Origin of the sequence: Pseudomonas oryzihabitans, assembly GCF_007665395.1 — a bacterium.
GTDB lineage: Bacteria > Pseudomonadota > Gammaproteobacteria > Pseudomonadales > Pseudomonadaceae > Chryseomonas > Chryseomonas psychrotolerans_C.
Genome location: NZ_VDND01000006.1, coordinates 27,792 through 52,623 on the forward strand (window position 1 = coordinate 27,792; position 24,832 = coordinate 52,623).

The window sequence follows — 24,832 nt, forward strand, 5'->3', positions numbered from 1 at the left end:
GGGGAAGACGTCATGCAAACCAATCTGAGTCCTGCCGCCCGTGAACTGCCCCGCGCCGCCGACGCCGAGCGGGTGCTGCGCAGCTGCGTGCACTGCGGCTTCTGCAATGCCACCTGCCCGACCTACCAGTTGCTCGGCGACGAGCTGGATGGTCCACGCGGGCGCATCTACCTCATCAAGGGCATGCTCGAAGGCGGCGAGGTCAGCGAAAAGACCCGCGAGCACCTCGACCGCTGCCTGACCTGCCGCAACTGCGAGACCACCTGTCCCTCCGGCGTCTCCTATCACGAATTGCTCGACGTCGGCCGCGCCGAGGTGGAGCGCCGGGTGCCGCGGCCGCTGGGCCAGCGCCTGCTGCGCGCCGGGCTGCGCCAGGTGCTGCCGCAACCGCGGCTGTTCGGTGCCCTGCTGAAAAGTGGTCAGGCGCTGAAGCCGCTGCTGCCGGCCAGCGTCCAGGCCAAGCTGCCGGCGCGCATCGTCGCGCCCGGCACACGGCCGGCACCGCGCCATGCCCGGCGCATGCTGATCCTCGAAGGCTGCGTGCAACCGGGGCTCTCGCCCAACACCAATGCCGCCACCGCGCGGGTGCTGGATCGGCTCGGCATCAGCTTGGACGCCGCCCCCCGCGCCGGTTGCTGCGGCGCGGTGGACTACCACCTCAACGCCCAGGAAGCCGGCCTCGACCGCGCGCGGCGCAACATCGACGCCTGGTGGCCGGCCCTGCAGGCCGGTGCCGAAGCCATCATCCAGACCGCCAGTGGCTGCGGCGCCTTCGTCAAGGAATACGCCAGCCTGCTCAAGGACGATCCGGCCTATGCCGCCAAGGCGCGGGAAGTCTCGGCGCGCACCCGCGACCTGGTGGAGGTGCTGCGCGAGCTACCGCTGGAAGAGCTGCAGCTGAAGGACACCCCGCGGCTGGCGTTCCACTGCCCTTGCACCCTGCAGCATGCCCAGCGCCTGGGCGGCGCCGTGGAGGGCGTGTTGCAGCGCCTCGGTTTCCCGCTGGCGCCGGTGCCGGACGGCCACCTTTGCTGTGGCTCGGCCGGTACCTATTCGCTGACCCAGCCGGACTTGTCCCGGCGGCTGCGTGACGCCAAGCTCGATGCCCTGGAGAGCGGTCGCCCGGAGCTGATCGCCACCGCCAATATCGGCTGCCAGAGCCATCTCGACGGCGCCGGGCGTACCCCGGTGCGACACTGGATCGAAATCCTCGACGCGGCCCTGGCCGCCCCGACCCAAGCCTGACCCTGGAGGCCCCATGAAGACCAAAGCCGTGCTCACCCTCGCCGAGATCGACACCCTGCTGGCCGCCGGCCGCGCCGAAGCCGAGCGCCAGGGTTGGGCCGTGTGCATCGCCGTGGCCGACGACGGCGGTCATCCGCTGGCTCTGCTGCGCCTCGACGGCGCCGCGCCCAACAGCGCCTACATCGCCCCGGAAAAGGCCCGCAGCGCCGCCCTGGCGCGCAAGGAGTCCAAGGTGCTGGAAGAGATGATCAACAACGGCCGCACCGCCTTCCTCAGTGCCCCGCTGATGCAGGGCATGCTCGAAGGCGGGGTGCCCATCCTGGTGGACGGCCAGGTGGTGGGCGCCGTCGGCGTCTCCGGCGTCAAGGCGCCGGAAGATGCCCAGGTCGCGAAAGCCGCTATCGCAGCCCTCAACTGAATTCACCGCTTCATATCAAGGAAAGCCATCATGACCGACCGTACGACCCTGGGCCGCCTGCAGGTGGCCACCGAACTGCAGCGCTTCATCGACGAGGAGGTGCTGCCCGGCACCGGTCTCGACACCGCCGCCTTCTGGTCGGGCGTGGACCAGCTGGTGCACGAGTTGGCGCCGCGCAATCGCGAACTGCTGGCCGAGCGTGATCGCCTGCAGGTGGAGCTGGACAACTGGCACAGCGCCCATCCCGGCCCGGTGACCGACCTGGCCGCCTACCAGAGCTTTCTGGAAGGTATCGGCTATCTGCAGCCGGTGCCCGGCCAAGTGCAGGCTTCGACTTCCGGCGTCGACCGCGAGATCGCCGAGCAGGCCGGTCCGCAACTGGTGGTGCCGGTACTCAACGCCCGCTACGCCCTGAACGCCGCCAACGCCCGCTGGGGTTCGCTGTACGACGCCCTCTATGGCACCGATGCCCTGCCCGAGACCGACGGCGCCGAGCGTGGCAAGGGCTACAACCCCGCCCGTGGTGCCAAGGTGGTGGCCTTCGCCCGCCAGGTGCTGGACGGCGTGGCCCCCCTGGCCGGCGGTTCGCACAAGGATGCCACCGCCTACTGGGTGCAGGACGGTCGCCTGGTGGTGGACCTCAAGAGCGGCACCAGCGAACTGGCCGATCCGGCCGCCTTCGTCGGTTACCAGGGTGATGCCGCCGCGCCGTCGGCCGTGCTGCTGCGCCACAACGGCCTGCACCTGGAGATCCAGATCGACCGCGCCAGCACCATCGGCAAGACCGATGCCGCCGGGGTCAAGGACCTGCTCATGGAAGCCGCGGTCAGCACCATCATGGACCTGGAAGACTCCATCGCCGCTGTAGATGCCGCCGACAAGGTGCTGGCCTATCGCAACTGGCTGGGCCTGATGAAGGGCGACCTGGCCGAGGAGGTCAGCAAGGGCGGCGAGACCTTTACCCGCCGCCTCAACCCCGACCGTGAGTACCAGGGCGCCGACGGCCAGCCGCTGACCCTGCACGGTCGCTCGCTGCTGTTCATCCGCAACGTCGGCCACCTGATGACCAACCCGGCGGTGTTGCTGGACGACGGGCGCGAGATCCCCGAGGGCATCCTCGACGCCGTGGTCACCGTGACCATCGCCATGCACGACCTCAAGCGCCAGGGCAACTCCCGCAGCGGCTCGGTGTACATCGTCAAACCCAAGATGCACGGCCCGGCCGAGGTGGCCTTCGCCGTCCAGCTGTTCGACCGCGTCGAGGCCCTGCTGGGGCTGCCGGCCAATACCGTCAAGCTGGGCATCATGGACGAGGAGCGTCGCACCAGCGTCAACCTCAAGGCGTGCATCGCCGCCGCCGCGGCGCGGGTGGCCTTCATCAACACCGGCTTCCTCGACCGTACCGGCGACGAGATGCACACCGCCATGCTGGCCGGGCCCATGCTGCGCAAGGGCGACATGAAGACCTCCAAGTGGATCACTGCCTACGAGCGTAACAACGTGCTGGTCGGCCTGGCCTGCGGCCTGCGCGGCAAGGCGCAGATCGGCAAGGGCATGTGGGCCATGCCGGACCTGATGGCCGCCATGCTGGAGCAGAAGATCGGCCATCCCAAGGCCGGCGCCAACACCGCCTGGGTACCGTCGCCCACCGCCGCCGTGCTGCACGCCCTGCATTACCACCAGGTTAACGTCCAGCAGGTGCAACAGGAGCTGGAACGCAGCGACGTCGACGCCGCCCGTGGCGACTTGCTCGCCGGCCTGCTCAGCGTGCCGGTGGCCGAGTCGCCGGACTGGTCCGCCGAGGCCATCCAGCAGGAACTGGACAACAACTGCCAGGGCATCCTCGGCTACGTGGTGCGCTGGGTCGACCAGGGCGTGGGCTGCTCCAAGGTGCCCGACATCCATGACGTCGGCCTGATGGAAGACCGTGCCACCCTGCGTATCTCCAGCCAGCACATCGCCAACTGGCTGCACCATGGTGTGGTCAGCGCCGCACAGGTGGACGAGACGCTGCAGCGCATGGCCAAGGTGGTGGACGGCCAGAACGCCGGCGATGCCCTCTACGAGCCCATGGCCGGTCACTTTGATACGTCCTACGCCTACCGCGCCGCCCGCGACCTCATCTTCAAGGGCCGCGAGCAGCCCAGCGGCTACACCGAGCCGCTGCTGCACGCCTGGCGGTTGAAGAAGAAAGCCGGCGCCTGATCAGGCCTGCCAGACAAAAGCCCGCGCCGGGATGACCGGCGCGGGCTTTGTTTTTCCGGCCTAGCTAGAAGGAGGCGCTGAGGCTGGTATAGAAGGTCCGGCCCGGTTCGTTGTAGGTGGCCGCCCCTGCGGAGCTGGCGTTGCCCTCGCGGAACAGTCGCTTGTCGAACAGGTTGTCGATGCCGGCGCCCAGGCGCAGGTTGGCGTTCACCTGATAGCCGAGATTCAGACCCACCAGGCTGTAGCTGGCCAATTCGTCGTCGTTCACCCCGCTGCTCGCCTCCAGGCGCGAGACCGGTCGGCTCGGCGGCTGCTGGCGTCCGTAACTGGTCACGCTCAACTGGGTGGAGAGCTGGTCCGTCACCTGCCAATCGAGCATGGAGTTGAGGGTATAGCGCGGGATCAGCGACAGCGGATCGCCGGTCTCCTTGTCCTCCGATTGCAGCATCCAGGTCAGGTTGCTGGTCCAGGTCAGGCGCTCCGCCAGCGGAACGGTCAGGTTGCCCTCCAACCCCTCCACCACCGCCCGCTCGGCGTTGGTCCACTGCAGCACGTCGGCGCCGCTGCTGGTACTGGCGTAGACCGTATTGCTGGCGACGATCTTGTCGCGGTAGTCGTTGCGGAAATAGGTGATGCCCGCGGCCCAGCCCTCGCGCTGGAATTGCAGGCCCAGCTCCTTGTTGACGCTCACCTCGGGGCGCAGATCGGCGTTGCCGATCAGGTAGCAACTCACGCTACGGCCGATGGGGCAACCGTTGCCGCGACTGCTGATCAGGTAGTCGGGATTCAACTGATAGAGATTGGGCGCCTTAAAGGCACGGGCGATACCGGCCTTGAGGGTCAGGTCGGCGGTCAGCTCCTGGGACAGGTTGAGGCTGGGACTCCAGTTGTCGCCGAATTCATCGTGATGGTCCAGCCGCAAGCCGGGCGTCAGGATGGTGCCCGGTCGCACTTCCAGGTTGTTCTCGATGAACAACGAACTCAGGGTCGCCGAAGACGCGCTGCTGCGAGTGCCGGTGGCATAGCCGGGAATGGTGCCGAAGCCCAGGCTCTGGGTGGTGGAGACGGGATCGTCCAGCTCGCTGCGTGTCCACTCCGCGCCCAGGGTCAGCACCTGCTGCACCCAGGTGTCCAGCGGCAGGTTGACCTCGCCATGGGCGGTGTACGTCTTGAGGTTGATGCTGCCGTATTCGCTACCGGCAATGGCGCCCTCGCTGCTGCCGCCGGTGCCTTCGATGAGGCGGTTGTTGCGGGTGTGCTCGTATTGCAGATAGGCAAGGCTGCTGCCGAAGTCCCAGTCGCCGTGGTGGGTGACGGCGAAGGTGTCGCGATAGAGCCGATTGGTCTCCCGGCCCAGCCAGCGCGACAGGTTGGCGCTGGCGATGTCGTTGTTGTTCTGGCTGTCGCCGGCGTAGATGTTGCCCTGGCGGCTGAAGCCCGCCTCCAGGCCCAGGCGCTGCGCCGGGGTCAGCTGCCAGCTGAGCAGGCCGTTGATGTCGCGGTTGCGTACCCCTTCGCGACCCGCGGGTGGGGTCCCGCCTGGCGGTTGCTGACCGGCATTGATGCTGTCGTCGTCGCGGTCGGTCTTGTTCAGGTTGCCGTAGAGGCGATAGGAGAGGGTATCGGTGAGCGGGCCGCTGAGGCCGAAGTTGGCCCGCCGCGTGGCGCCTTCCTCGCTGTGTTCGGGGACGTTGGCGAACAGGTTGAGGGTGCCGCGCTGCTCCGTGGTCGGGCCCTTGGTGATGATGTTGACCACGCCACCGGCCGCGCCCGAGCCATAGCGCGCCGCCGCCGGACCGCGCAGCACCTCGATGCGCTCCACCTGTTCGGCGGGGACCCAGTTGGTGTCGCCCCGACTGTCGCGTTCTCCGCGGCGGCCATAGCGGACCGCGTTGCGGCTGCTGGCGGGCTTGCCGTCGATAAGGATCAGGGTGTTCTCCGGGCCCATGCCGCGGATGTCGATCTGGCGCTGGTTGCCGCGCTGGCCACTGGCGCTGTTACCGGTCAGGTTGACGCCGGGCATCTTGCGGATGATGTCGGACAGGTCGTTGGTCGGGGGCTGCTTGGCGATATCCGCGGCGGTGATGATGGAGACGCCGGCTGCCTGCCGGAGTTCTTCCTCGGCGGTGCCGAGCACGACGGTGTCTTCGAGTTCGGTGGCGTTGGCCAGGCGGGGGTCCGGCTCCGCGGCGAAGACCGACGGGGTAGGGACGATGGCCGCGAGGACGGCCAGGCGGAGGAGGGTGATTCGAGGTTGCATCCGATGCTCCAGAAAGAAGGCGAGGGGCGCTCGGGGCGGCTCTGGCCAGGGCCGTTCAGGCGCTGGCACCGCTCTGCTGATCTGCGCGGAGCAGGATGTTAGTATTCATTTTCAATTGAGAAATATTATCTTTACGAAAATTACAGTTTCCCTTCGCCTCCGTCGTTACCCGGTATTGCCATGCAGCTTCTTTCCTCGCCAACGCGGTCTCCGGCACCCCCGGCCGGTTTGCGCATCCTCATCGTCGAAGACGATCCGCTGCTCGGTGCCCACCTGGACGACCAGCTCCAGGCGCGTGGCTACCAGCCTCGGCTCTGCGCGACCCTGCAGGCGGCTCGGCAGTGGCTGGCCGCGGAGCCGGTCGAGCTGGTGCTGCTGGATATCCTGCTGCCCGGCGGCAACGGGCTGGACCTGCTGCGCGACCTGCGCCAGCAGAGCGGGGTGCCGGTCATCCTGATCTCCGCCCTGGGCAGCGAGACCGATCGCATCCTCGGCTTTCGCAGCGGCGCCGACGACTACCTGCCCAAGCCCTTCAGTCTCGACGAGTTGCAGGTGCGCATCGAGGCCCTGCGCCGGCGTATCGCCTTCGAGCGCGCCGCGGGCGAGGTACCGGCGCCGCTCGCCGCCGAGGTACCGCTGGCGTTCGTCGCGCTGCAACAGGACGTGCGCCACCGGGACGCCTGGCTGGGACTCACCGCCTCGGAATACCGCGTCCTGCAACTGCTCTGGCGCCAGGCCGGCAGCGTGCTGAGCAAGCCGCTGATCTATCACCAGGCGCTGCAGCGCGCCTGGTCGCGCCATGACCGCAGCCTCGATATGCACGTCAGCCATCTGCGCCGTAAGTTGCAGCAGGCCGGCTGCGCCGCGGTGGAGATCCGGACGGTCTGGGGTCAGGGCTATGTCCTGCTGCGGGCTGCGCCATGAGCGCGTTGCCCTCGCGCCACTCGCTGTTCTGGAAGCTGCTGGCCCTGACCCTGGGTGCCTGCCTGCTGATCGTCTGGCTCAGCTGGAGTTGGGGCCGGGCCATGGAGACCCGTGGCTATCGCCTGGAGCCAGCCGCCCGGGCCGAGCTGAGTGCCCTGGCCGGGCGGATCGAAAGCGCCTGGCGTAGCGACGGCCGGCTGGGGGTGGATCGAGCCCTGGCGCGGGTGCGCGACACCGAGGGCGTCTGGGCCATCGCCCTAGATCCGCTGTTCCAGTCCCTCGGCTCGCCCCCGTTGACCCGCGCCGAGGCCGAGCGCCTGCGGGGCGTCCGGGGGCTCGACTGGCCGCTCAGTACCCGGACCCAGGGCTCGCCGCTGCTGGAGGTGCCCTTTCCCGAGCGGCCCCAGGAGGGGCGGCTGATCGTCGAATTGCCGGCGCACCTCATGCCAGATCCGGCCCACCTGACATCCCGGCTGTTCAGCCATGGCCTGTTGCCGCTGATCGTCACCCTGGCGCTTTGCGCGCTGCTCTATCGGCAACTCATGATGCCACTGCGGCGGCTGCGCCAGCAGGCTTTAGGCGCTGGCGCCCAGGGCGCTACCTTCGCCGCTCCGGAGATCACCCGTCGTCACGACGAGCTGGGCGATCTCGGTCGCGCCTTCGCCGGCATGGCTGCCCGGCTGCAAGGGCAGGCGGGCTATCAGCAGCGGCTGCTGCGCGATCTGTCCCACGAGCTGCGGACGCCGTTGTCGCGCCTGCAGGTGCTCTGCGAGGGCGAGGAAGATGCCATTGCCCTGCGCGCCCGCTTGGCGCGCGAGGTGCAGGGCATGCAGCAACTGGTGGAGTTGACCCTGGAACTGGCCTGGCTGGACACCGAGCCGCCGACCCTGCCGCGCGAGCCGGTGGCGCTGGCGGCGCTCTGGGAGATCCTCGGCGAGGATGCCCTGTTCGAAAGCGGTTGGCCGCCTAGCCGCTTGCACTGCGGCCTACCGGCGGACGCCACGGTACTGGCCAATCTCAACGCCCTGAGCCGCGCCCTGGAAAACCTGCTGCGCAACGCCATCCGCCATTCCCCGGCGGATGGCCACATTCGCCTGGATGGCCGACGCGAGGGCGCGGACTGGCTGTTCTGGATCGAAGACCAGGGGCCGGGCGTGCCCGCGGCAGCCCTGGAATTCATCTTCGAGCCCTTCAGCCGGCTCAACGGCGCCCGCCCTGGCGGCGACGGCTTCGGCCTGGGCCTGTCCATCGCCCGCTCGGCGATCCGCCTGCAGGGTGGCGAGCTCCACGCCGAAAATCGCCATCCCGGCCTGCGCCTGACGCTGCGCTTGCCGACGGCCTGACCGCCGGCGCCCCGACCACCGCCTCTTCCCTTGCCACTGGCGAATTTTTATACTATCTGGTCCCCCGTTCCCGGGATCATCATCGCCACGAGGAAGACCATGGCCCGCGTTACTGTCGAAGACTGCCTGGACAACGTAGACAACCGATTCGAGCTGGTCATGCTCGCCACCAAGCGCTCGCGCCAGCTGGCCACCGGCGGCAAGGAGCCCAAGGTACCGTGGGACAACGACAAGCCCACCGTCGTCGCCCTGCGCGAAATCGCTGAAGGCCTGGTCGACGAGGAAGTCATCCGTCTGGATGACATCGTCGAGGAAGAGCCGCTGTTCGCCGCTTTCGAAGTCAATGACGAAGCGGACGGCGAGGCCCTCTAAGCCATGGCCGCCGAGCCTGCGTATGGTGACGTCCGCCCGACCGGCATCGATTTGCTGGCCGAGCGTCTGGCGGACTATCTGACCCCCGACCAAGTCAATCTGGTCAGGCGGGCCTACTACTACGCCGAGCAGGCTCACGATGGGCAGCGCCGCCGCAGCGGCGAGCCCTACGTCACCCATCCGTTGGCCGTGGCCAACATCCTCGCCGACATGCACATGGACCATCAGAGCCTGATGGCGGCCATGCTGCACGACGTGATCGAGGACACCGGCATCGCCAAGGAGGCCCTCGCCGGCCAGTTTGGCGAGACGGTGGCGGAGCTGGTGGACGGGGTCAGCAAGCTGACCCAGATGAAGTTCGAGACCAAGGCCGAGGCCCAGGCGGAGAACTTCCAGAAGATGACCATGGCGATGTCCAAGGACATCCGCGTCATCCTGGTCAAGCTGGCCGACCGGCTGCACAACATGCGCACCCTGGACGCCATGCCGCCGGACAAGAGCCGGCGCATCGCCAAGGAAACCCTGGAAATCTACGCGCCCATCGCCAACCGGCTGGGCATGCACGATTTCTACGTGGAATTCGAGGACCTGGGTTTCCGCGCCATGCACCCGATGCGCGCCGAACGCATCCAGCGGGCGGTCAAGACCGCGCGCGGCAATCGCCGCGAGATCCTCGGCAAGATCCAGGAATCCCTGGCCAACTGCCTGGCCCGCGACGGCCTCGATGGCGAAGTGGTCGGCCGCGAGAAGCACCTGCACAGCATCTACCAGAAGATGCGCGGCAAGCGGAAGTCGTTCAACGAGATCATGGACGTCTACGGCTTCCGCATCATCGTCGACAAGGTCGACACCTGCTACCGGGTGCTCGGCGCGGTGCACAATCTCTACAAGCCGTTCCCGGGGCGCTTCAAGGACTACATCGCCATCCCCAAGGCCAACGGCTACCAGTCCCTGCACACCACCCTGTTCGGCATGCACGGCGTGCCCATCGAGATCCAGATCCGCACCCGCGAGATGGAAGAGATGGCCAACAACGGCATCGCCGCCCATGGCCTGTACAAGGCCGGCGGCGACGAGCCGCGCGCCAGCCACCTGCGTGCCCGCCAGTGGGTGAAGGGCATCCTCGAGTTGCAGCAGCGCGCGGGCAATTCCCTGGAATTCATCGAGAACGTGAAGATCGACCTCTTCCCCGACGAGGTCTACGTCTTCACCCCCAAGGGCCGCATCATGGAGCTGCCCAAGGGCTCCACGGCCGTGGACTTCGCCTACGCGGTGCACACCGACGTCGGCAATAGCTGCATCGCCTGCCGCATCAACCGCCGCCTGGCGCCGCTGTCGCAACCGCTGGGCAGCGGCGAGACGGTGGAGATCGTCACCGCCCCCGGCGCCCGGCCCAATCCGGCCTGGCTCAACTTCGTGGTCACCGGCAAGGCGCGCACCAACATCCGCCACGCGCTCAAGCAGCAGCGTCGCTCCGAGTCCATCAGTCTCGGCGAGCGGCTGCTGAACAAGGCGCTGTCCGGCTTCGGCACCCAGCTGTCGAAGATCTCGCCGATGCGCATCCTCTCGGTGCTCGGCGAATACAAGGGCGTGGTGCTGGAAGACCTGCTCGAGGAGATCGGCCTGGGCAATCGCATGGCCTACGTGGTGGCGCGGCGTCTGGTGTCCGGCAGCGAGCAGGAAGAACCACTGGAACCCCAGGCCAGCACCACCCCCCAGGGCCCGCTGGCGATCCGCGGGACCGAGGGCCTGGTGATCAGCTACGCCAAGTGCTGTACGCCGATCCCGGGCGATCCCATCGTCGGCCACCTGTCGGCGGGCAAGGGCATGGTGATCCACCTGGAAAACTGCCGGAACATCGCTGAATTCCGCCACAACAGCGAAAAATGCATCGTGCTCAACTGGGCCAAGGACGTCACCGGCGAATTCAGCGTCGAGTTGCGCGTCCAGCTGGAGCACCAGCGCGGCCTGATCGCCATGCTGGCCAACAACGTCACCGCGGTGGACGCCAACGTCGAGAAGATCGGCATGAACGAGCGCGATGGGCGGGTCAGCGTGGTCCAGCTGGTGGTCAGCGTGCGCGACCGGGTCCATCTGGCGCGGGTGATCAAGAAGCTGCGGACGCTCAAGGGCGTGGCTGGTATCACTCGGGTTCGCAGCTGAGGTTGCAGGGTGTCGCCACCGGCTTGCAGAATCGGGCCTTTCCCGCACAGGAGCGACCCATGAGCAAGCAAGTGATCCACACCGACAAGGCGCCGGCCGCCATCGGCACCTATTCCCAGGCGATCAAGGTCGGTGACACCGTCTATCTCTCCGGGCAGATCCCGCTCAACCCGACCAGCATGGAGCTGGTGGACGGCTTCGAGGCCCAAGTGGTCCAGGTCTTCGAAAACCTCAAGTCCGTCGCCGAAGCCGCGGGCGGTTCGCTGGCCGACATCGTCAAGCTGAACATCTTCCTCATCGACCTGGCGCACTTCGCCACCGTCAACGAGATCATGGGGCGCTATTTCCAGCAGCCCTATCCCGCACGCGCCGCCATCGGTGTGGCCGCGCTGCCCAAGGGCGCGCAGGTGGAAATGGACGGGGTTCTGGTGCTGGGTTGACTCTGACACAGCACCCGTAGGTTGGGTTGAGCGCAGCGAAGCCCAACAACAGAGTGCACTGATGGCTCGGCCTGTTGGGCTTCGACGATGGAACCGTCTCAACCCAACCTACGGGGTCATCACGGTTGCATCGTAGGTTGGGCTGAGCGCAGCGAAGCCCAACAACAGAGCGCACTGACTGGCTCGGCCTGTTGGGCTTCGACGATGAAGCCGTCTTAGCCCAACCTACGGGGTCATCACGGTTGCATCGTAGGTTGGGTTGAGCGCAGCGAAGCCCAACAACAGAGCGCGCTGATGGCTCGGCCTGTTGGGCTTCGACGATGAAGCCGTTTCAGCCCAACCTACGGGGTCATCACGGTTGCATCGTAGGTTGGGCTGAGCGCAGCGAAGCCCAACGACAGGGCACCCTGTCAGCTTCGCGTTGTTGGGCTTCGACGATGAAGCCGTCTCAGCCCAACCTACGGAGTCATCACGGCCGCATCGGAGGACTACGATGGCTCCAAAAGAAAAAAGCCGACCGTCTCGCGACGGTCGGCTTTTTCATGCCTGCCTGCTTAGGCCGGGATGGACTTAATCTTCGGCATTCGCGCCCAGCAACGGTGCTTGGCGATGGCGGCGAAGAAGTCCTGCTGGACCGCCTTGAAGTCACCGCCGGTAAGCAGCGCCTCGTCGGGGCTCAGGTAGACGGCCTTGAGCAGCTGCTCGGCTTCGCCGGTGAGGGCGATGGCCTTAAGGTGCTTGTAGGCTTCCAGCAGGTAGTGCTTGATCACGCCGTCGTCGAGCATGGCCTTGACGCTCTCGGCGCCGCCCGGGACATAAACGGCGTCCAGCGCCACCGAAGGCATGCCTTCGGCCGAACCGTCCACGGCCACTTCGCTGCCGTCGGCGGCCTTGACCGGGCCGGCGGTGGGGCCGAGCACCTTCACATGGGCGCCTTCGGCCTTGAGCGCCTGCTTGATGGCGTCCACTTCGCTGGCGATGACGCCGTCACCCACCAGCACAGCCACCTTGAAGCCCTTGATGTTGCCGGACAGCAGGTTGAGCTGGCTCAGCGCCGGCGACTTGTCGATGGACACCTTGCGCGGCTGCACGGTAGGCGCGGTGGGCGGGGTCACGCCGACCTTCTTGGCCACCTTCTGCGCCAGCTCCAGGTCGATGTTGGCGAGGATCTCGTTGACCTGGCGCTCGCGAATCCACATCCGCTCGACCTTGCCCAGCTCGAAGCTGTAGGCATCGGCGACGTGGGCCTGCTCGGCTGCCGACAGGCTGTTGTAGAACAGCGTGGCCTGGGAGAAGTGGTCGCCGAAGGTCTCGCTGCGCTCGCGCACCTTGTGGCCGTCGATGCGCTCGTAGTAGCTCTCGAAGCCGCCGTCCTGGGGTGCTGGCGGCGTCTCCTTGGGCCAGCCGCCATCGATGGAGTTGGGCTCGTAGGAGGCGCGACCCTTGTCGATGGTCATGCGGTACTTGGCGTCGCGCTGGCCATTGTGGTTCGGCACCACCGGCCGGTTGACCGGCAGCTCGTGGAAGTTCGGGCCACCGAGACGGCTGATCTGGGTGTCGGTGTAGGAGAACAGCCGACCCTGCAGCAGCGGGTCGTTGCTGAAGTCGATGCCGGGCACGACGTGGCCCGGGCAGAAGGCCACCTGCTCGGTCTCGGCGAAGTAGTTGTCCGGGTTGCGGTTGAGCACCAGCTTGCCCAAGGGGGTGATGGGTACCAGCTCCTCGGGGATGATCTTGGTGGCGTCGAGGATGTCCCAGTCGAACTTGTGCTCGTCTTCCTCGGGAATGATCTGCACGCCGAATTCCCACTCGGGATAGTCACCCGCCTCGATGGCTTCCCAGAGGTCGCGACGGTGGGCGTCGGTGTCCTTGCCGGCCAGCTTCTGGGCTTCGTCCCACACCAGGGAGCGCACGCCGCCGGCGGGCTTGAGGTGGATCTTGACGAAGACGCCCTTGCCGGCGGTGTTGATCATGCGGAAGGTGTGGATGCCGAAGCCCTGCATGCTGCGCAGGTTCACCGGGATGGCGCGGTCGGTCATGGTCCAGAGCACCATGTGCGCCGACTCGGGCACCAGGGAGACGAAGTCCCAGAAGGTGTCGTGGGCGCTGCCGCCGGTGGGGATCTCGTTGTGCGGCTCGGGCTTCACCGCATGGACGAAGTCCGGGAACTTGATGGCGTCCTGAATGAAGAAGACCGGCATGTTGTTGCCGACCATGTCCCAGTTGCCTTCCTCGGTGTAGAACTTGATGGCGAAGCCGCGCACGTCGCGCACGCTGTCACCGGAGCCGCGCGGGCCCTGCACGGTGGAGAAGCGCACGAACACCGGGGTCTGGTGATTGGGGTCGCGGAAGAGGGCGGCCTTGGTCAGGTCGGACCAGTCCTGGTAGGGCTGGAAGTAGCCGTAGGCCCCGGTACCACGGGCATGGACGATCCGCTCCGGGATCCGCTCGTGGTCGAAGTGGGTGATCTTCTCCCGCATGATGAAGTCTTCGAGCAGGGACGGTCCGCGGGTACCGGCGCGCAGGGAATTCTGGTTGTCGGCGATCTTCACGCCGTGGTTGGTGCGCAGCGCCTGGCCGGTGGCATCGGAGCGGAATTGTTCCAGTTGCTCGATTTTCTTCGAGGTGTTCTGGCGATCTGGGGTGTCGGTACCGGCGAGTTCACTCTTGGGGGGCGTAGCCATGGAAAGTCCTCATCAGGCGCCTGGAGGGCGCTCTTGCGTCCCCTACGGAATGTGGGGCGAATTCAGGCAGTCCTGTAGTGACTCAACCGTGCGCGCCGGTGTTCCGTTGGGCTGAGGCGAAGCGACGGGCTGTTCTGCCGGCCGTCGACGTCGTCCTGGTCAGTGGCCATATGCCTTTATTGGCTGAGCATCCGATAACAAGTGCTAAGCAGATATAAGCGCGCACGTTAAACTGCGCGCCGGGATCACCCTCCCGTTGTCTGACGATGCCCACAAGGTTCTTCCATTGATCGAATTCCAAGCTGTCCACAAGACGTACCGCACGCGCGGTCGCGAGGTCGCGGCGCTCCAGCCGGTCGACCTGAGGATCGAAGCCGGCGAGATCTTCGGCCTGATCGGCCATTCCGGCGCCGGCAAGAGCACCCTGCTGCGCCTGATCAACCGGCTCGAAGCGCCCAGTGGCGGGCGCCTGCAGGTCGATGGCGCCGAGGTCACCACCCTGGGCTCGACCGAGCTGCGGGATTTTCGCCGCCGCATCGGCATGATCTTCCAGCATTTCAACCTGCTCTCGTCCAAGACCGTGGCGGCCAACGTGGCCCTGCCGCTGGAACTGGCCGGCGGGCGTTCGCGGGCGCAGATCGCCCAGCGCGTCGAGGAGCTGCTGGCGCGGGTCGGCCTCTCCGACCAGGCGCGCAAGTACCCGGCGCAACTCTCCGGCGGCCAGAAGCAGCGCGTCGGCATCGCCCGCGCCCTGGCCACCGAGCCGAAGATCCTGCTCTGCGACGAGGCCACCAGCGCCCTCGACCCCCAGACCACCGCCCAGGTGCTGCAACTGCTCGCCGAACTCAATCGCGAACTGGGCCTGACCATCGTACTGATCACCCACGAGATGGACGTGATCCGCCGCGTCTGCGACCGCGTCGCCGTGCTCGACGGCGGCGCCGTGGTGGAGCAGGGCACCGTCGCCGATGTCTTCCTGCACCCGCAGCACCCCACCACCCGCCGCTTCGTCTTCGAGGCTGAGCACCAGGACGAAGCCGACCTGGCCGATGCCTATGCCCACGTCGAAGGCCGCATCCTGCGCCTGACCTTCCGCGGCGAAGCCACCTATGCACCGCTGCTGGGCCATGTCGCCCGGGAGACCGGTGTGGACTACAGCATTCTCGGCGGTCGCATCGACCGCATCCGGGACGAGCCCTACGGCCAGCTCACCATCGCCCTGGTGGGCGGTGACCTGGACGCCGCCCTGGCCCGCTTCCAGGCCGCCGACGTCACCGTGGAGGTCCTGCGCTGATGGACGAACTCTTCACCAACATCGATTGGGCCGAGATCTGGCAAGCGACCCAGGACACCCTGTCCATGCTCGGCTGGTCCATGCTCTTCACCCTGATCCTCGGCCTGCCGCTGGGCGTGCTGCTGTTCCTCACCAGCCGCCGCCAGCTGCTGGAGCAGCCGCTGGTCTACGGCATCCTCTCCTTCGTGGTCAACGTGCTGCGCTCGGTGCCCTTCATCATCCTGCTGATCCTGATGATACCCATCACGGTCTGGCTGATCGGCACCTCCCTGGGTGTCGAGGGCGCCATCCCGCCGCTGGTGGTGGGCGCCGCGCCCTTCTTCGCCCGGCTGGTGGAGACCGCCCTGCGCGAGGTCGACCGCGGCATCATCGAGGCGACCCAGGCCATGGGCGCCAGTCTCTGGCAGATCGTCACCCGCACCCTGTTGCCCGAGGCCCTGCCCGGGCTGATCGCGGCCACCACCGTCACCGCCATCGCCCTGGTGTCCTACACCGCCATGGCCGGGGTGATCGGTGGCGGTGGCCTGGGCGATCTGGCCATCCGTTTCGGCTACCAGCGCTTCCAGACCGACGTCATGGTGGTCACGGTGCTCTTGCTGCTGGTGCTGGTCCAGGTACTGCAGATGGTCGGCGATCGCCTCGTCGCCCATTTCAGTCGTCGCTGATCCAGGCTTCATCCCCTCGAGATTTACACAAGGAAAATCCAGATGTCGCTGAAACGTACCCTGCTGTCCCTGGCCTTCGGCCTAGGTGTTGCCACCGCTGCCCAGGCCGAGACCCTGACCGTCGCGGTCAATCCGGTTCCCCACGCGGAGATCCTGGAGTTCATCAAGCCGCAGCTGGCCAAGGAAGGGGTGGACCTGAAGATCAAGGTCTTCACCGACTACATCCAGCCCGATCGGCAGACCGATCAGAAGCAGGTGGATGCCAACTACTTCCAGACCAAGCCGTACTACGCCAGCTACAAGAAGAGCAATCCGAGCAGCGACCAGGTGCCGGTGGTGGCGGTGCACGTCGAGCCCTTCGGTGCCTATTCGCAGAAGATCAAGGACATCAAGGACCTCAAGGACGGCGCCACCGTGGCCATCCCCAACGACCCGAGCAACTCCGGTCGCGCGCTGCTGCTGATCGCCAAGCAGGGCCTGATCACCCTCAAGGATCCGAGCAACGTCACCGCCACCCCGCGTGACGTCGTCGAGAATCCCAAGCACCTGAAGTTCAAGGAACTGGAAGCCGCGACCCTGCCGCGCGTGCTGAACCAGGTCGACCTGGCGCTGATCAACGCCAACTACGCCCTGGAAGCCAAGCTGGTGCCGACCAAGGACGCCCTCTTCATCGAGAGCGGCGAGTCGCCCTACGCCAACCTGCTCTACACCCGCGCCGACAAGGCCAACGACCCGGCCATCCAGAAGCTGGCCAAGGCCCTGACCACCCCCGAGGTGAAGCAATTCATCGAGAAGAAGTACCAGGGCGCCGTCGTTCCCGCCTTCTGATCGCCGCCGCTCCACCTGCCACCGGCGCCCGCAGAGGCGCCGGCGGTTCCACCCCGCCTTAGGAAACTGCCATGAAGAAGTTGCTCGCCACCGCCGCCCTGCTGGCCGCCGGCCTCACCGCCCACGCCGCCGAGACCCTCAGCGTCGCCGCCACTCCGGTGCCCCATGCCGAGATCCTCGAATTCGTCAAACCCCAGCTGGCCAAGGAAGGGGTGGACCTGCAGATCAAGGTCTTCACCGACTACGTGCAGCCCAACCTACAGGTGGCCCAGAAGCGCCTGGACGCCAACTTCTTCCAGCACCAGCCCTACCTGGACGAATTCAACAAGAGCCGCGGTACCGACCTGGTGACCGTCGCCCAGGTGCATGTCGAGCCCTTCGGCATCTATTCGCAGAAGATCAAGCAGCTCGCCGAAGTCCGCGACGGCGCCGTCGTGGCCATCCCCAGCGACGCCACCAACGGCGGCCGTGCGCTGCTGCTGCTGGAAAAGGCCGGGCTGATCAAGCTCAAGGACAGCGCCAACATCCTCGCCACGCCCAAGGACATCGCCGAGAACCCCAAGCACCTGAAGTTCAAGGAACTGGAAGCCGCGACCCTGCCGCGCGTGCTCAACCAGGTCGACCTGGCGCTGATCAACACCAACTACGCCCTGGAAGCCAAGCTCAACCCGACCCAGGACGCCCTGCTGCTGGAAGGCAAGGAATCGCCCTACGCCAACATCCTGGTCGCCCGCCCGGACAACAAGGACAGCGACGCCGTGCAGAAGCTGGCCAAGGCACTGAACACCCCGGCGGTGAAGCAATTCATCGAGCAGAAGTACCAGGGCGCCGTGGTACCGGCGTTCTGATCGCTGCGCACTGATGAAAAACGCCGGCCCAGGGCCGGCGTTTTTCATGGGGTCAGCGATGCTTCGAGGAGACGACCCCCATGCCCAGGCCAAAGGGGCGCAGGACCGCCTGTAGCGTTGCCAGGGTGGGATTGCCTTCGTCCTGCTCCAGTTGCCTCAGGGTGCGCAGCGAGATACGGGCCATGCGGGCGAAATCGGCCTGGGTCAGGCCGGTAATCTCGCGACGCAACTGCCGGACACCGGCGCCCAGGCTCAGGCGTCCGGTCTGTAATCCCTCGCGGATATCATCCAGCGCACGTTGCCGCAGCGCTTGATCGTCCAGGCTCATAGCAGTCCCGCCTCGCGCAGATAGCTATCCAGGCGCCGCAGCGGAATTCGCGGATGTTCCCAAGTGGCCTGCGGCAGCACGGGCTGCAGCAGGTCCGGTAGCGCGCGAAGCTGGTCAGCACTCTTTTTGAGCGCATCCCACAACCGCTCGGGATCGTCCCACTCGGCCAGCAACCGACAGGCCGCATGCCAGTCGACAGTCCCGCCCTGCTCAACGGGTGCCGGCCACTTGGTGGTCCGGGTGATGCCCTGTTCGTCCATGACCATGGGGGCGAGATCGTAAGCGGGGGCCAGGCGTACGCCGTGCTCATCACGCAAGATGGCGGTATTGCGGCCGTGATTGTCACTGTTGCCCAGCAGTTGATTGAGCAGGTCACGCTGCAGATAAGTATCCAGCAGCGCCTGAATCTCTTGGTCCTGATCAGCCGCGCGCCAAACCCTTATCAAAGCGCGGATGGCATCGAGATGATTCAGATAGCTGCCGGGCAACAGGGTGTGGGTCAGCGAATAGAGGGACTCGACGGCCAGGCGTTCTATGCCCTTCGAGCTCCTGCGGCGGTCGAAGCGCGGCAGCCACAGGCTTGGGCGTCGACCTTCCTCCAGGGCGAGTCCGTCTTTGGAAACGGTCTCCAGGCCGAGCGTATTCAGGGCCTGATAGTAGCTATGCTCGCTGCGCAGGATGTCCTGGTCGGTGTGGCTGCCCCTGTTTCGCGGAAATTTGACCAGCCAATGCCGGCAAGTCAGATCATCGGGCAGGGTGGCGTCTGGATAGAGCAGGCCTTGTTCGTCTTCGGCGAGCAGCAGCTTGGGCGCGTCTCCTCCCGCACCGGTTGCACCGCCAACGGCGGCACCCTGTTCATAGGCGAACTCCAGAAAACCCTGGTCACGGGCGACGACCTGTTCGCGGGTAAAACCCAGCAAAGGTGCGTTCGAGAGTTCAGGTAGCGATTCACGAATCCGTAGATGGCCGATGGGGGCCGGCGTGCAGCGGGACAGCAACTGGAAGTCGGGTTGCGCTGCCGCTTCTGGGCTCAACCCAAGCCTGGGGAGCAGAAAACGGCGCGCTGCACCGGCGGGCAGGATGTCATGGATAAAGGCAGGCCAGTGGGGAGCGCGGTCAACTTCCCAGCTCAAAGGGAGATTAGCGCTGACCGCAGCCGCCGTCGGCTTGCCTATTTGATCGAGGTGATCGCTCAAGTAGGCGGACAGATAGCTGAAGGTGCAGTGGCCTTGTTGAGGTCCTTGCCCGGGATCGTCGAAGGCTAGGCGCAAGGCGTCGTGCCAGCGACCAGCTAAGTAGGTCTGGACCACCAGATCACTCATGACAGTACTCCGGCAATATAATGCTGAAAAGTATCGCTCTTTGACTCTGGTCGGCAATAGAGTGCCGAAATGTTTAGTCAAAAAAGCTTTTGAGGCATTAAATTGCCGATTCCGCCCCCGCCGGCACACTCCCCCGGCGCCCGATGATTACCAGCAGCACCCCGGCGCCCGCTGCCATCAGCAGTGGCAGGGCGTGGCCGGTGAGCCACTGGCTGGCGGCGCCGGTGACCAGGGGGCCGACCAGGCAGCCGAGGCCCCAGAGCTGGGCGATGCAGGCATTGGCGCCGACCAGCTCGGCATCACGGTAGCGCTCGCCCACCAGGATCAAGGCCAGGGTGAACAGGCCGCCGGCGGTGGCGCCGAACAGCACCAGCAAGGGCCAGACGCCGAGCGTATGCAGCAGCGGCGGCAGGGCCAGGCTGACCGCCAGCAGGCCCAGGGCGCAGCCGAGGAACAGGCCCTGGCGCGAGAGGCGATCGGCGAGCAGGCCCAGGGGCAGCTGCAACAGGGCGTCGCCCACCACCACGGCGCTGACCATGTACAGCGCCAGCTGCTGGCCGAAGCCCTGGTTCAGGGCATAGACCGGCAGCAGGGTGAGGATCATCGCCTCGAAGCAGGCGAACAGCGCCACCGCCCAGGCGATGGCCGGTGCGCCGCGGCAGAAGTCGAGCAGGGCGCGCCAGGCCGCGCCGTGGCCACCGGCCGCGGGGGCGCCCTGGCGGCCGAGCAACAGGCAGGCGCCGCCGAGCATGAGCAGGGCGCCCAGCCAGAAGCCCTGGTCGCCTTTGGTACCCAGCACCCCCAGCAGTAGCGGGCCGGCCAGTTGGCTGAGGGCGTAGCTGCTGCCATAGAGGGCCACCAGGCGGCCGCGCCAGCGATCGGCGATGACCTGGTTCATCCAGCTTTCGCCGAGCACGAAGACCAGGGTGAGGATGGCGCCGAGGGCCAGGCGCAGGATCAGCCAGAGCGCGTAGCTCGGCAGCAGCGAGAGCAGGATCAGGGAGGCGGCGCCGCTCACCAGGCACAGCTGCATCAGCCGCGGGGTGCCGACGCGCGCGGCCAGGCGTCCGGCCAGGCTGGCGCCGGTGAGGATGCCGAGCGCCGGTGAGGCTGCCATGGCGCCGATGGCGAAGCTGCCGTAGCCCCAGCTCTCCAGGCGCAGGGAAACCAGCGGCATCGACAGGCCGATGGCCAGGCCCACGCTGATCACACTGCCCAGGACGGCGAAATAGGTGGCCCAGGGCATGGGCGAGGACGAGGCATTCATAGTGTGGAGCTTACCTGAGGAAACCGGTCATGAGCGCTTGACGCCGGAGCGCCGGCTGCCGGATGGCAGGGACGTGCGGTTGGCCTTTGCCGGGCTTTCGCGTAGCGTGCGCGCTACCTTAAGCCGGTTGAGAGACATAAGAACATGCGGAAATGGCAGTGCATCGTGTGCGGCTATATCTATGACGAAGCCTTGGGCTGGCCGGATGACGGCATCGCCCCGGGAACGCGCTGGGAAGATGTACCCGAGGATTGGCTGTGCCCGGATTGCGGCGTGGGCAAGGCCGACTTCGAGATGATCGAGATCGCCTGATCCTCCTGTGCCGCCGCTCCCGGGTGGCAAAAAAAAGGCATCGCCGGAGCGATGCCTTCTGGCTGCAGCGGCCATCCCTGCCGCGTGATCCTCAGCCTTCGATGCTGTCCTTCAGGGCCTTGCCTGGCTTGAATGCCACCGTGTTGCTCGCACGAATCTTGACCGGTTCGCCGGTCTGGGGATTCTTTCCCATGCGGGCACCGCGGTGACGCGGCAGGAAGGTACCGAAGCCGACCAGCGTCACACTGTCCTTGCGGTGCAGCGCATTCGCGATCTCGTCCAGCAGCGTGTTGAGCACGACGTTGGCTTGTTCCTTAGGAAGTCCGACTTTTTCAGCGATCACATTCGCCAGTTCAGGCTTGCGCATAGCTACCTCTCTTGGAGTCATTTTTAGCGGTGCGGGCCTCGCATGGCTTTCCTGGCAAAGCGATTCCCCCGAGCTAGAGGGTGGCCCGACACAAATAGCGTTGGTGCGACAAAAGTCGAACCAGATGCCGTTATAAGGCAAAGCTGAGGCAAGCGAAAGTTAATTAGCAGACTATTAGCGGTTCGTAGGATGACTGACGCCAACTTCGCCGACTGCCCGGCATTTTGCTCGTCGCCAGTGGACAGTTTTGTCCGCGGCGTGATGGGCGGTTTGGCGTGGGTGGAGGGGCAGCCAGCGGCTCTAGCGGGCGCCTGTCGGTGACCCGACGTGGGTGGCGCTGGCGGGGATCCCAGGCGTGGATCCGGGAGGAAGAGGTCAGACCACCGGAGCGCCGCCTGGGCGCTCCGGTGGCGGGGGTCAGGCGGGGGCCTGGACCGGCATCACCGGCTGGCCGGCCGGCGCCTGGCCTTCCAGGCGGCGCTCCAGGGCCTTGGGTTCGATCACCAGGCGCATGCCATTGCTGGCCTGGGTCCGACCCCAGTCCTCCAGCAGCTCCATGCAGGCATGATCGATGTAGGAAACCCGATCCAGCGGCACGTGGAGCGTGGTACCGGGCTTGACCTGCTCCAGTACCTTGGTCAGCTGGGGCACGCGCAGGAAGGTGGCGGCGCCCACCAGGCGCAGTTCGGCCTGGTGCGGATCGTCCTCGCGGTAGGTGAGGTTGATCCTGAGTTGCGCCGCCTTGATCGCCAGGAAGGCGATCGACAGCCCGAAGCCCACCAGCACCCCGGTCAGCAGGTCGGTGGCGACGATCATCAGCGCGGTCAGGGCATAGATGATCATGGGGGAGCGGCCATAGCGCTTGAGGCCGGACAGCGACTTGGGATCGGCCAGCTTGACGCCGGTGAACACCAGCACCCCCGCCAGGCTCGCCACCGGCACCAGCTTGAGCACGAAGGGCAGGGCGGCGACGAAGGCCAGTAGCCAGAGGCCGTGGAAGATGGTGGAGGCGCGACTGGTCGCGCCGGCCTGGACGTTGGCCGAGCTGCGCACGATGACGCCGGTCATCGGCAGGGCGCCCACGGCGCCGCACAGCAGGTTACCCACGCCCTGGGCGCCCAGTTCGCGGTCGAAGTGCGAGCGCGGTCCGTTGTGCATGCGGTCCACTGCGGCGGCGGAGAGCAGGGTCTCGGCGCTGGCGATGAAGGCCAGGGCCAGGGCGGCCACCACCAGTTCGGCGTTGGCCAGCATGCCGAGGTCGGCGAAGGTCACCCAGTCGATGGCGTCGGCCAGGTTGTTGGGCACCTCCACGCGGCGGATGTCGAGCGCCAGCCAGAGGCTGGCCAGGGTCGCCAGGGTCACGCCGATCAGGGCGCCGGGGAGGAAGCGCAGGGCCGGCGGACGGAATTTCTCCCACAGCCACATGCTGGCGATGGTCAGCAGGCCGATCAGCGCCGCCTGGGCACCCGTGCCGCTGCCGTCGCTCTGGCTGGCGGCGTGCAGGGCGGCACCGGGGAAGGCCAGCAGGTTGGACAGCCCCGACGCGGCGGGCTTGGCGTCGAGCATCACGTGCAACTGGGAGAGCACGATGAGGATGCCGATCCCGGCCAGCATGCCGTAGACCACCGCGGGCGAGGTGACCCGGAACCAGGCACCCAGGCGGGTGAAGCCGGCGATGAGTTGCAGCAGGCCGGCGAGCAGCAGCACCGGGCCCAGGGCCTCGATGCCGTGGCGGTTGATCAGGTCGAACACCAGCACCACCAGGCCGGCGGCCGGGCCGCTGACCTGTAGCGGCGAGCCAGCGAGGAAGCCGACCACCAGGCCGCCGATGATGCCAGTGATGATGCCCTTGGCCGGTGGCATGCCGGACGCGATGGCGATGCCCATGCACAGCGGCAGGGCGACCAGAAATACCACGAGTGAGGCCAGGGCATCGCGCGACAGGCTGCGCCCCGGGGTCTGTTGATTGGCAAGCATGGTCCTAGTCCTCCAGCGACTCGGGATGAAGCGGTGCCTAGGCGTCATATCACGTCATATGACACCGGCCGGTTTCAGGCAGCGATCGAAAAGATGGGCGGCCCCGATGGAGCCCCAGCTGGGTACGCCCTGCGCGGTGCGCTGTTATGGGCCGCCGGGTCGCTGGACCCGGCGGCGAACTGCCGTCCGCAGGTCGGACGGCAGCGGCGGATCAGGCCGGCTGCAGGCGCGGACGCGGGGTGGCGACCGGCATGTTCTCGCCGTCCAGCGGCAGGAAGCGTTCCTGCTGGGCGTCGTACGCCTTGATCTCGCTGGTCTCGATGGAATAGACCCAGCCGTGGATCTGCAGCTGGCCGCTGGCCAGGCGCGAGGCCACGGACGGATGGGTACGCAGGTGGACCAGCTGGGCGACGACGTTTTCCTCGGTCAGGAAGCCCAGGGTGCCGCCGTGGCCGCAATCGCAATGGCCGTGGTCCTCGACCACGGTACGGGCGACCTCGGCATGGCGCAGCCAGACCTTCACCGTCGGCATCTTTTCCAGCGGATCGGGATTGAGGACCGCCTTCATGGCGCCGCAATCGGAGTGGCCACAGATGATGATGTGCTTCACGCCCAGGGCCACGACCGCATATTCGATGGCGGTGGAAACGCCGCCGTTCATCTGGCCGTAGGGCGGTACCACGTTGCCGACGTTACGGGTGACGAACAGATCGCCCGGTGAACTCTGGGTGATCAGCTCGGGCACGATCCGCGAGTCGGCGCAGGTGATGAACATGGCCTTGGGCGACTGCGCACTGGCGAGCTTCTTGAACAGCGCTTCCTGTTCGGGAAAGACATCTTGGCGGAAACGCTTGAAACCATCGACCAGCTGCAGGAGGGCCTCGTCGGGTGCGCCGAAGGTGGTATCCGGGTTATCGCTCATCTGTTTCTGACCTCTTCTCAAGTACGCAATGGCAGCGCAAGCGCTGGTTAGTGGCTAGACGCCCCCAGGTATCGCTTCGATACGCTCCGGTCTTCTACGGACGCGGGTCGCTTCGTTGTCGGGCGATCCATCGCGTAATCGGGCGGCGTCCTGGCACCCCGTGTGGCAGCTTGGTGGAAACAACCTTAATCCACGCTGAAAGAATCTCTCGTGACCGACAATGGAGAAGATATTTCAAACTTATACTGAGATCATCCCGCCATTATCGCTACACGATCAAAGAATTTAGCACTTTTATCGGCACGAACCCGGCAGTTCGCTGCCGGTTCGCGCCGTTCGCCGTGAAAAAAACGTGAATTGCGATACCTGAAAGGATTTCCTTGGCGATCAGGGGCTTGCGAGAGATGTTCGAAAATGTGAACGCAATGCCGCTGGCGGACATTGCCGGCTATCTCCCGCCTTTCGCTGCGGTCTGTGCGCTGCGGCACAGTGCCGCAGCGCAAAGCTTTCGCCTGCCTTTCAATAGCTCCAATGGGCTATAGGACAGGGGTTTGCGGCTTTTGCTCGATGGCGGCGCCGCACGCCGACCAAAAATGCGCCGATATGCGGCCTCAGGATCGGCGCCCGCTGGTCGATAGGGGGAGCTTT

Annotated in this window: 21 protein-coding genes; 13 read left to right on the plus strand and 8 right to left on the minus strand. The window is 66.3% G+C overall.

What is annotated here, in order from left to right:
* Nucleotides 1–12 precede the first annotated feature (12 nt).
* The 3 genes from glcF to FSV73_RS13850 are packed head-to-tail and all read left to right on the plus strand — an operon-like array spanning nucleotide 13 to nucleotide 3,868.
* Entirely contained in the window at nucleotides 13–1,245 is a 1,233-nt protein-coding gene (gene glcF, locus FSV73_RS13840) for a glycolate oxidase subunit GlcF (RefSeq protein ID WP_145008439.1), read from the plus strand.
* Nucleotides 1,246–1,258: 13 nt separating this feature from the next.
* A complete protein-coding gene (locus FSV73_RS13845) occupies nucleotides 1,259–1,663 on the plus strand; it encodes a heme-binding protein (protein ID WP_027598097.1) in 405 nt (134 codons plus the stop codon).
* A gap of 30 nt (nucleotides 1,664–1,693) precedes the next feature.
* Nucleotides 1,694–3,868 (plus strand): malate synthase G, encoded by a 2,175-nt coding sequence (locus FSV73_RS13850; protein WP_145008440.1) that lies wholly within the window; start codon nucleotides 1,694–1,696, stop codon nucleotides 3,866–3,868.
* Nucleotides 3,869–3,932: 64 nt separating this feature from the next.
* On the opposite strand, the gene FSV73_RS13855 is transcribed toward FSV73_RS13850, so the two are convergent.
* On the minus strand, nucleotides 3,933–6,128 hold the full coding sequence (locus tag FSV73_RS13855) for a TonB-dependent siderophore receptor (RefSeq protein WP_145008441.1): 2,196 nt from the start codon (nucleotides 6,126–6,128) through the stop codon (nucleotides 3,933–3,935).
* Between the two features lie 180 nt (nucleotides 6,129–6,308).
* Here FSV73_RS13855 and FSV73_RS13860 point away from each other — a divergent pair, with 180 nt between their 5' ends.
* The 5 genes from FSV73_RS13860 (at nucleotide 6,309) to FSV73_RS13880 (ending at nucleotide 11,370) form a co-directional block, all read left to right on the plus strand.
* Nucleotides 6,309–7,052 carry a response regulator transcription factor gene (locus FSV73_RS13860; RefSeq protein ID WP_145008442.1) on the plus strand — a complete coding sequence of 248 codons (744 nt, stop codon included), beginning with the start codon at nucleotides 6,309–6,311 and terminating at the stop codon, nucleotides 7,050–7,052.
* Nucleotides 7,049–8,395, plus strand: a complete 1,347-nt coding sequence (locus FSV73_RS13865; protein WP_145008443.1) for a sensor histidine kinase — start codon at nucleotides 7,049–7,051, stop codon at nucleotides 8,393–8,395. Before FSV73_RS13860 ends, FSV73_RS13865 begins: the two co-directional genes overlap by 4 nt.
* Nucleotides 8,396–8,494: 99 nt before the next feature.
* Nucleotides 8,495–8,767: a DNA-directed RNA polymerase subunit omega gene (gene rpoZ / locus FSV73_RS13870; RefSeq protein WP_017639297.1), complete on the plus strand. Its 273-nt coding sequence runs from the start codon at nucleotides 8,495–8,497 to the stop codon at nucleotides 8,765–8,767.
* Between the two features lie 3 nt (nucleotides 8,768–8,770).
* Nucleotides 8,771–10,930 (plus strand): bifunctional GTP diphosphokinase/guanosine-3',5'-bis pyrophosphate 3'-pyrophosphohydrolase, encoded by a 2,160-nt coding sequence (gene spoT, locus FSV73_RS13875; RefSeq protein WP_058760425.1) that lies wholly within the window; start codon nucleotides 8,771–8,773, stop codon nucleotides 10,928–10,930.
* Between the two features lie 59 nt (nucleotides 10,931–10,989).
* Nucleotides 10,990–11,370: a RidA family protein gene (locus tag FSV73_RS13880; protein ID WP_145008444.1), complete on the plus strand. Its 381-nt coding sequence runs from the start codon at nucleotides 10,990–10,992 to the stop codon at nucleotides 11,368–11,370.
* Nucleotides 11,371–11,924: 554 nt separating this feature from the next.
* On the opposite strand, the gene katE is transcribed toward FSV73_RS13880, so the two are convergent.
* Nucleotides 11,925–14,054: a catalase HPII gene (gene katE / locus FSV73_RS13885; RefSeq protein ID WP_145008445.1), complete on the minus strand. Its 2,130-nt coding sequence runs from the start codon at nucleotides 14,052–14,054 to the stop codon at nucleotides 11,925–11,927.
* Between the two features lie 286 nt (nucleotides 14,055–14,340).
* Between katE and FSV73_RS13890 the strand changes: the two genes are divergently transcribed.
* The 4 genes from FSV73_RS13890 to FSV73_RS13905 all read left to right on the plus strand — a co-directional run bounded on the left by FSV73_RS13890 (nucleotide 14,341) and on the right by FSV73_RS13905 (nucleotide 17,689).
* A complete protein-coding gene (locus tag FSV73_RS13890; RefSeq protein ID WP_145008446.1) occupies nucleotides 14,341–15,348 on the plus strand; it encodes a methionine ABC transporter ATP-binding protein in 1,008 nt (335 codons plus the stop codon).
* Nucleotides 15,348–16,013, plus strand: a complete 666-nt coding sequence (locus tag FSV73_RS13895; protein WP_145008447.1) for a methionine ABC transporter permease — start codon at nucleotides 15,348–15,350, stop codon at nucleotides 16,011–16,013. The genes FSV73_RS13890 and FSV73_RS13895 overlap by 1 nt, the downstream gene beginning before the upstream one ends.
* Before the next feature lie 48 nt (nucleotides 16,014–16,061).
* Nucleotides 16,062–16,841, plus strand: a complete 780-nt coding sequence (locus FSV73_RS13900) for a MetQ/NlpA family ABC transporter substrate-binding protein (RefSeq protein WP_222119453.1) — start codon at nucleotides 16,062–16,064, stop codon at nucleotides 16,839–16,841.
* 71 nt (nucleotides 16,842–16,912) lie between these two features.
* A complete protein-coding gene (locus FSV73_RS13905) occupies nucleotides 16,913–17,689 on the plus strand; it encodes a MetQ/NlpA family ABC transporter substrate-binding protein (protein WP_145008449.1) in 777 nt (258 codons plus the stop codon).
* Between the two features lie 52 nt (nucleotides 17,690–17,741).
* Here the strand turns inward: FSV73_RS13905 and FSV73_RS13910 are convergent, their stop codons facing one another.
* From FSV73_RS13910 to FSV73_RS13920, 3 genes are all read right to left on the minus strand, one after another.
* A complete protein-coding gene (locus FSV73_RS13910) occupies nucleotides 17,742–18,017 on the minus strand; it encodes a helix-turn-helix transcriptional regulator (RefSeq protein WP_145008450.1) in 276 nt (91 codons plus the stop codon).
* On the minus strand, nucleotides 18,014–19,339 hold the full coding sequence (locus FSV73_RS13915) for a type II toxin-antitoxin system HipA family toxin (RefSeq protein WP_145008451.1): 1,326 nt from the start codon (nucleotides 19,337–19,339) through the stop codon (nucleotides 18,014–18,016). Before FSV73_RS13915 ends, FSV73_RS13910 begins: the two co-directional genes overlap by 4 nt.
* Nucleotides 19,340–19,436: 97 nt before the next feature.
* Nucleotides 19,437–20,585: an MFS transporter gene (locus FSV73_RS13920; RefSeq protein ID WP_145008686.1), complete on the minus strand. Its 1,149-nt coding sequence runs from the start codon at nucleotides 20,583–20,585 to the stop codon at nucleotides 19,437–19,439.
* Nucleotides 20,586–20,750: 165 nt separating this feature from the next.
* On the opposite strand from FSV73_RS13920, the gene FSV73_RS13925 reads away from it, so the two are divergent.
* Nucleotides 20,751–20,918: a rubredoxin gene (locus FSV73_RS13925; RefSeq protein ID WP_145008452.1), complete on the plus strand. Its 168-nt coding sequence runs from the start codon at nucleotides 20,751–20,753 to the stop codon at nucleotides 20,916–20,918.
* A 91-nt stretch (nucleotides 20,919–21,009) separates the two neighbouring features.
* On the opposite strand, the gene FSV73_RS13930 is transcribed toward FSV73_RS13925, so the two are convergent.
* The 3 genes from FSV73_RS13930 to FSV73_RS13940 form a co-directional block, all read right to left on the minus strand.
* Nucleotides 21,010–21,285, minus strand: a complete 276-nt coding sequence (locus FSV73_RS13930; protein ID WP_145008453.1) for an HU family DNA-binding protein — start codon at nucleotides 21,283–21,285, stop codon at nucleotides 21,010–21,012.
* Nucleotides 21,286–21,702: 417 nt separating this feature from the next.
* Nucleotides 21,703–23,262, minus strand: a complete 1,560-nt coding sequence (locus FSV73_RS13935) for a SulP family inorganic anion transporter (protein WP_145008454.1) — start codon at nucleotides 23,260–23,262, stop codon at nucleotides 21,703–21,705.
* Between the two features lie 211 nt (nucleotides 23,263–23,473).
* Nucleotides 23,474–24,184 carry a carbonic anhydrase gene (locus FSV73_RS13940; RefSeq protein ID WP_145008455.1) on the minus strand — a complete coding sequence of 237 codons (711 nt, stop codon included), beginning with the start codon at nucleotides 24,182–24,184 and terminating at the stop codon, nucleotides 23,474–23,476.
* Nucleotides 24,185–24,832: the final 648 nt, after the last annotated feature.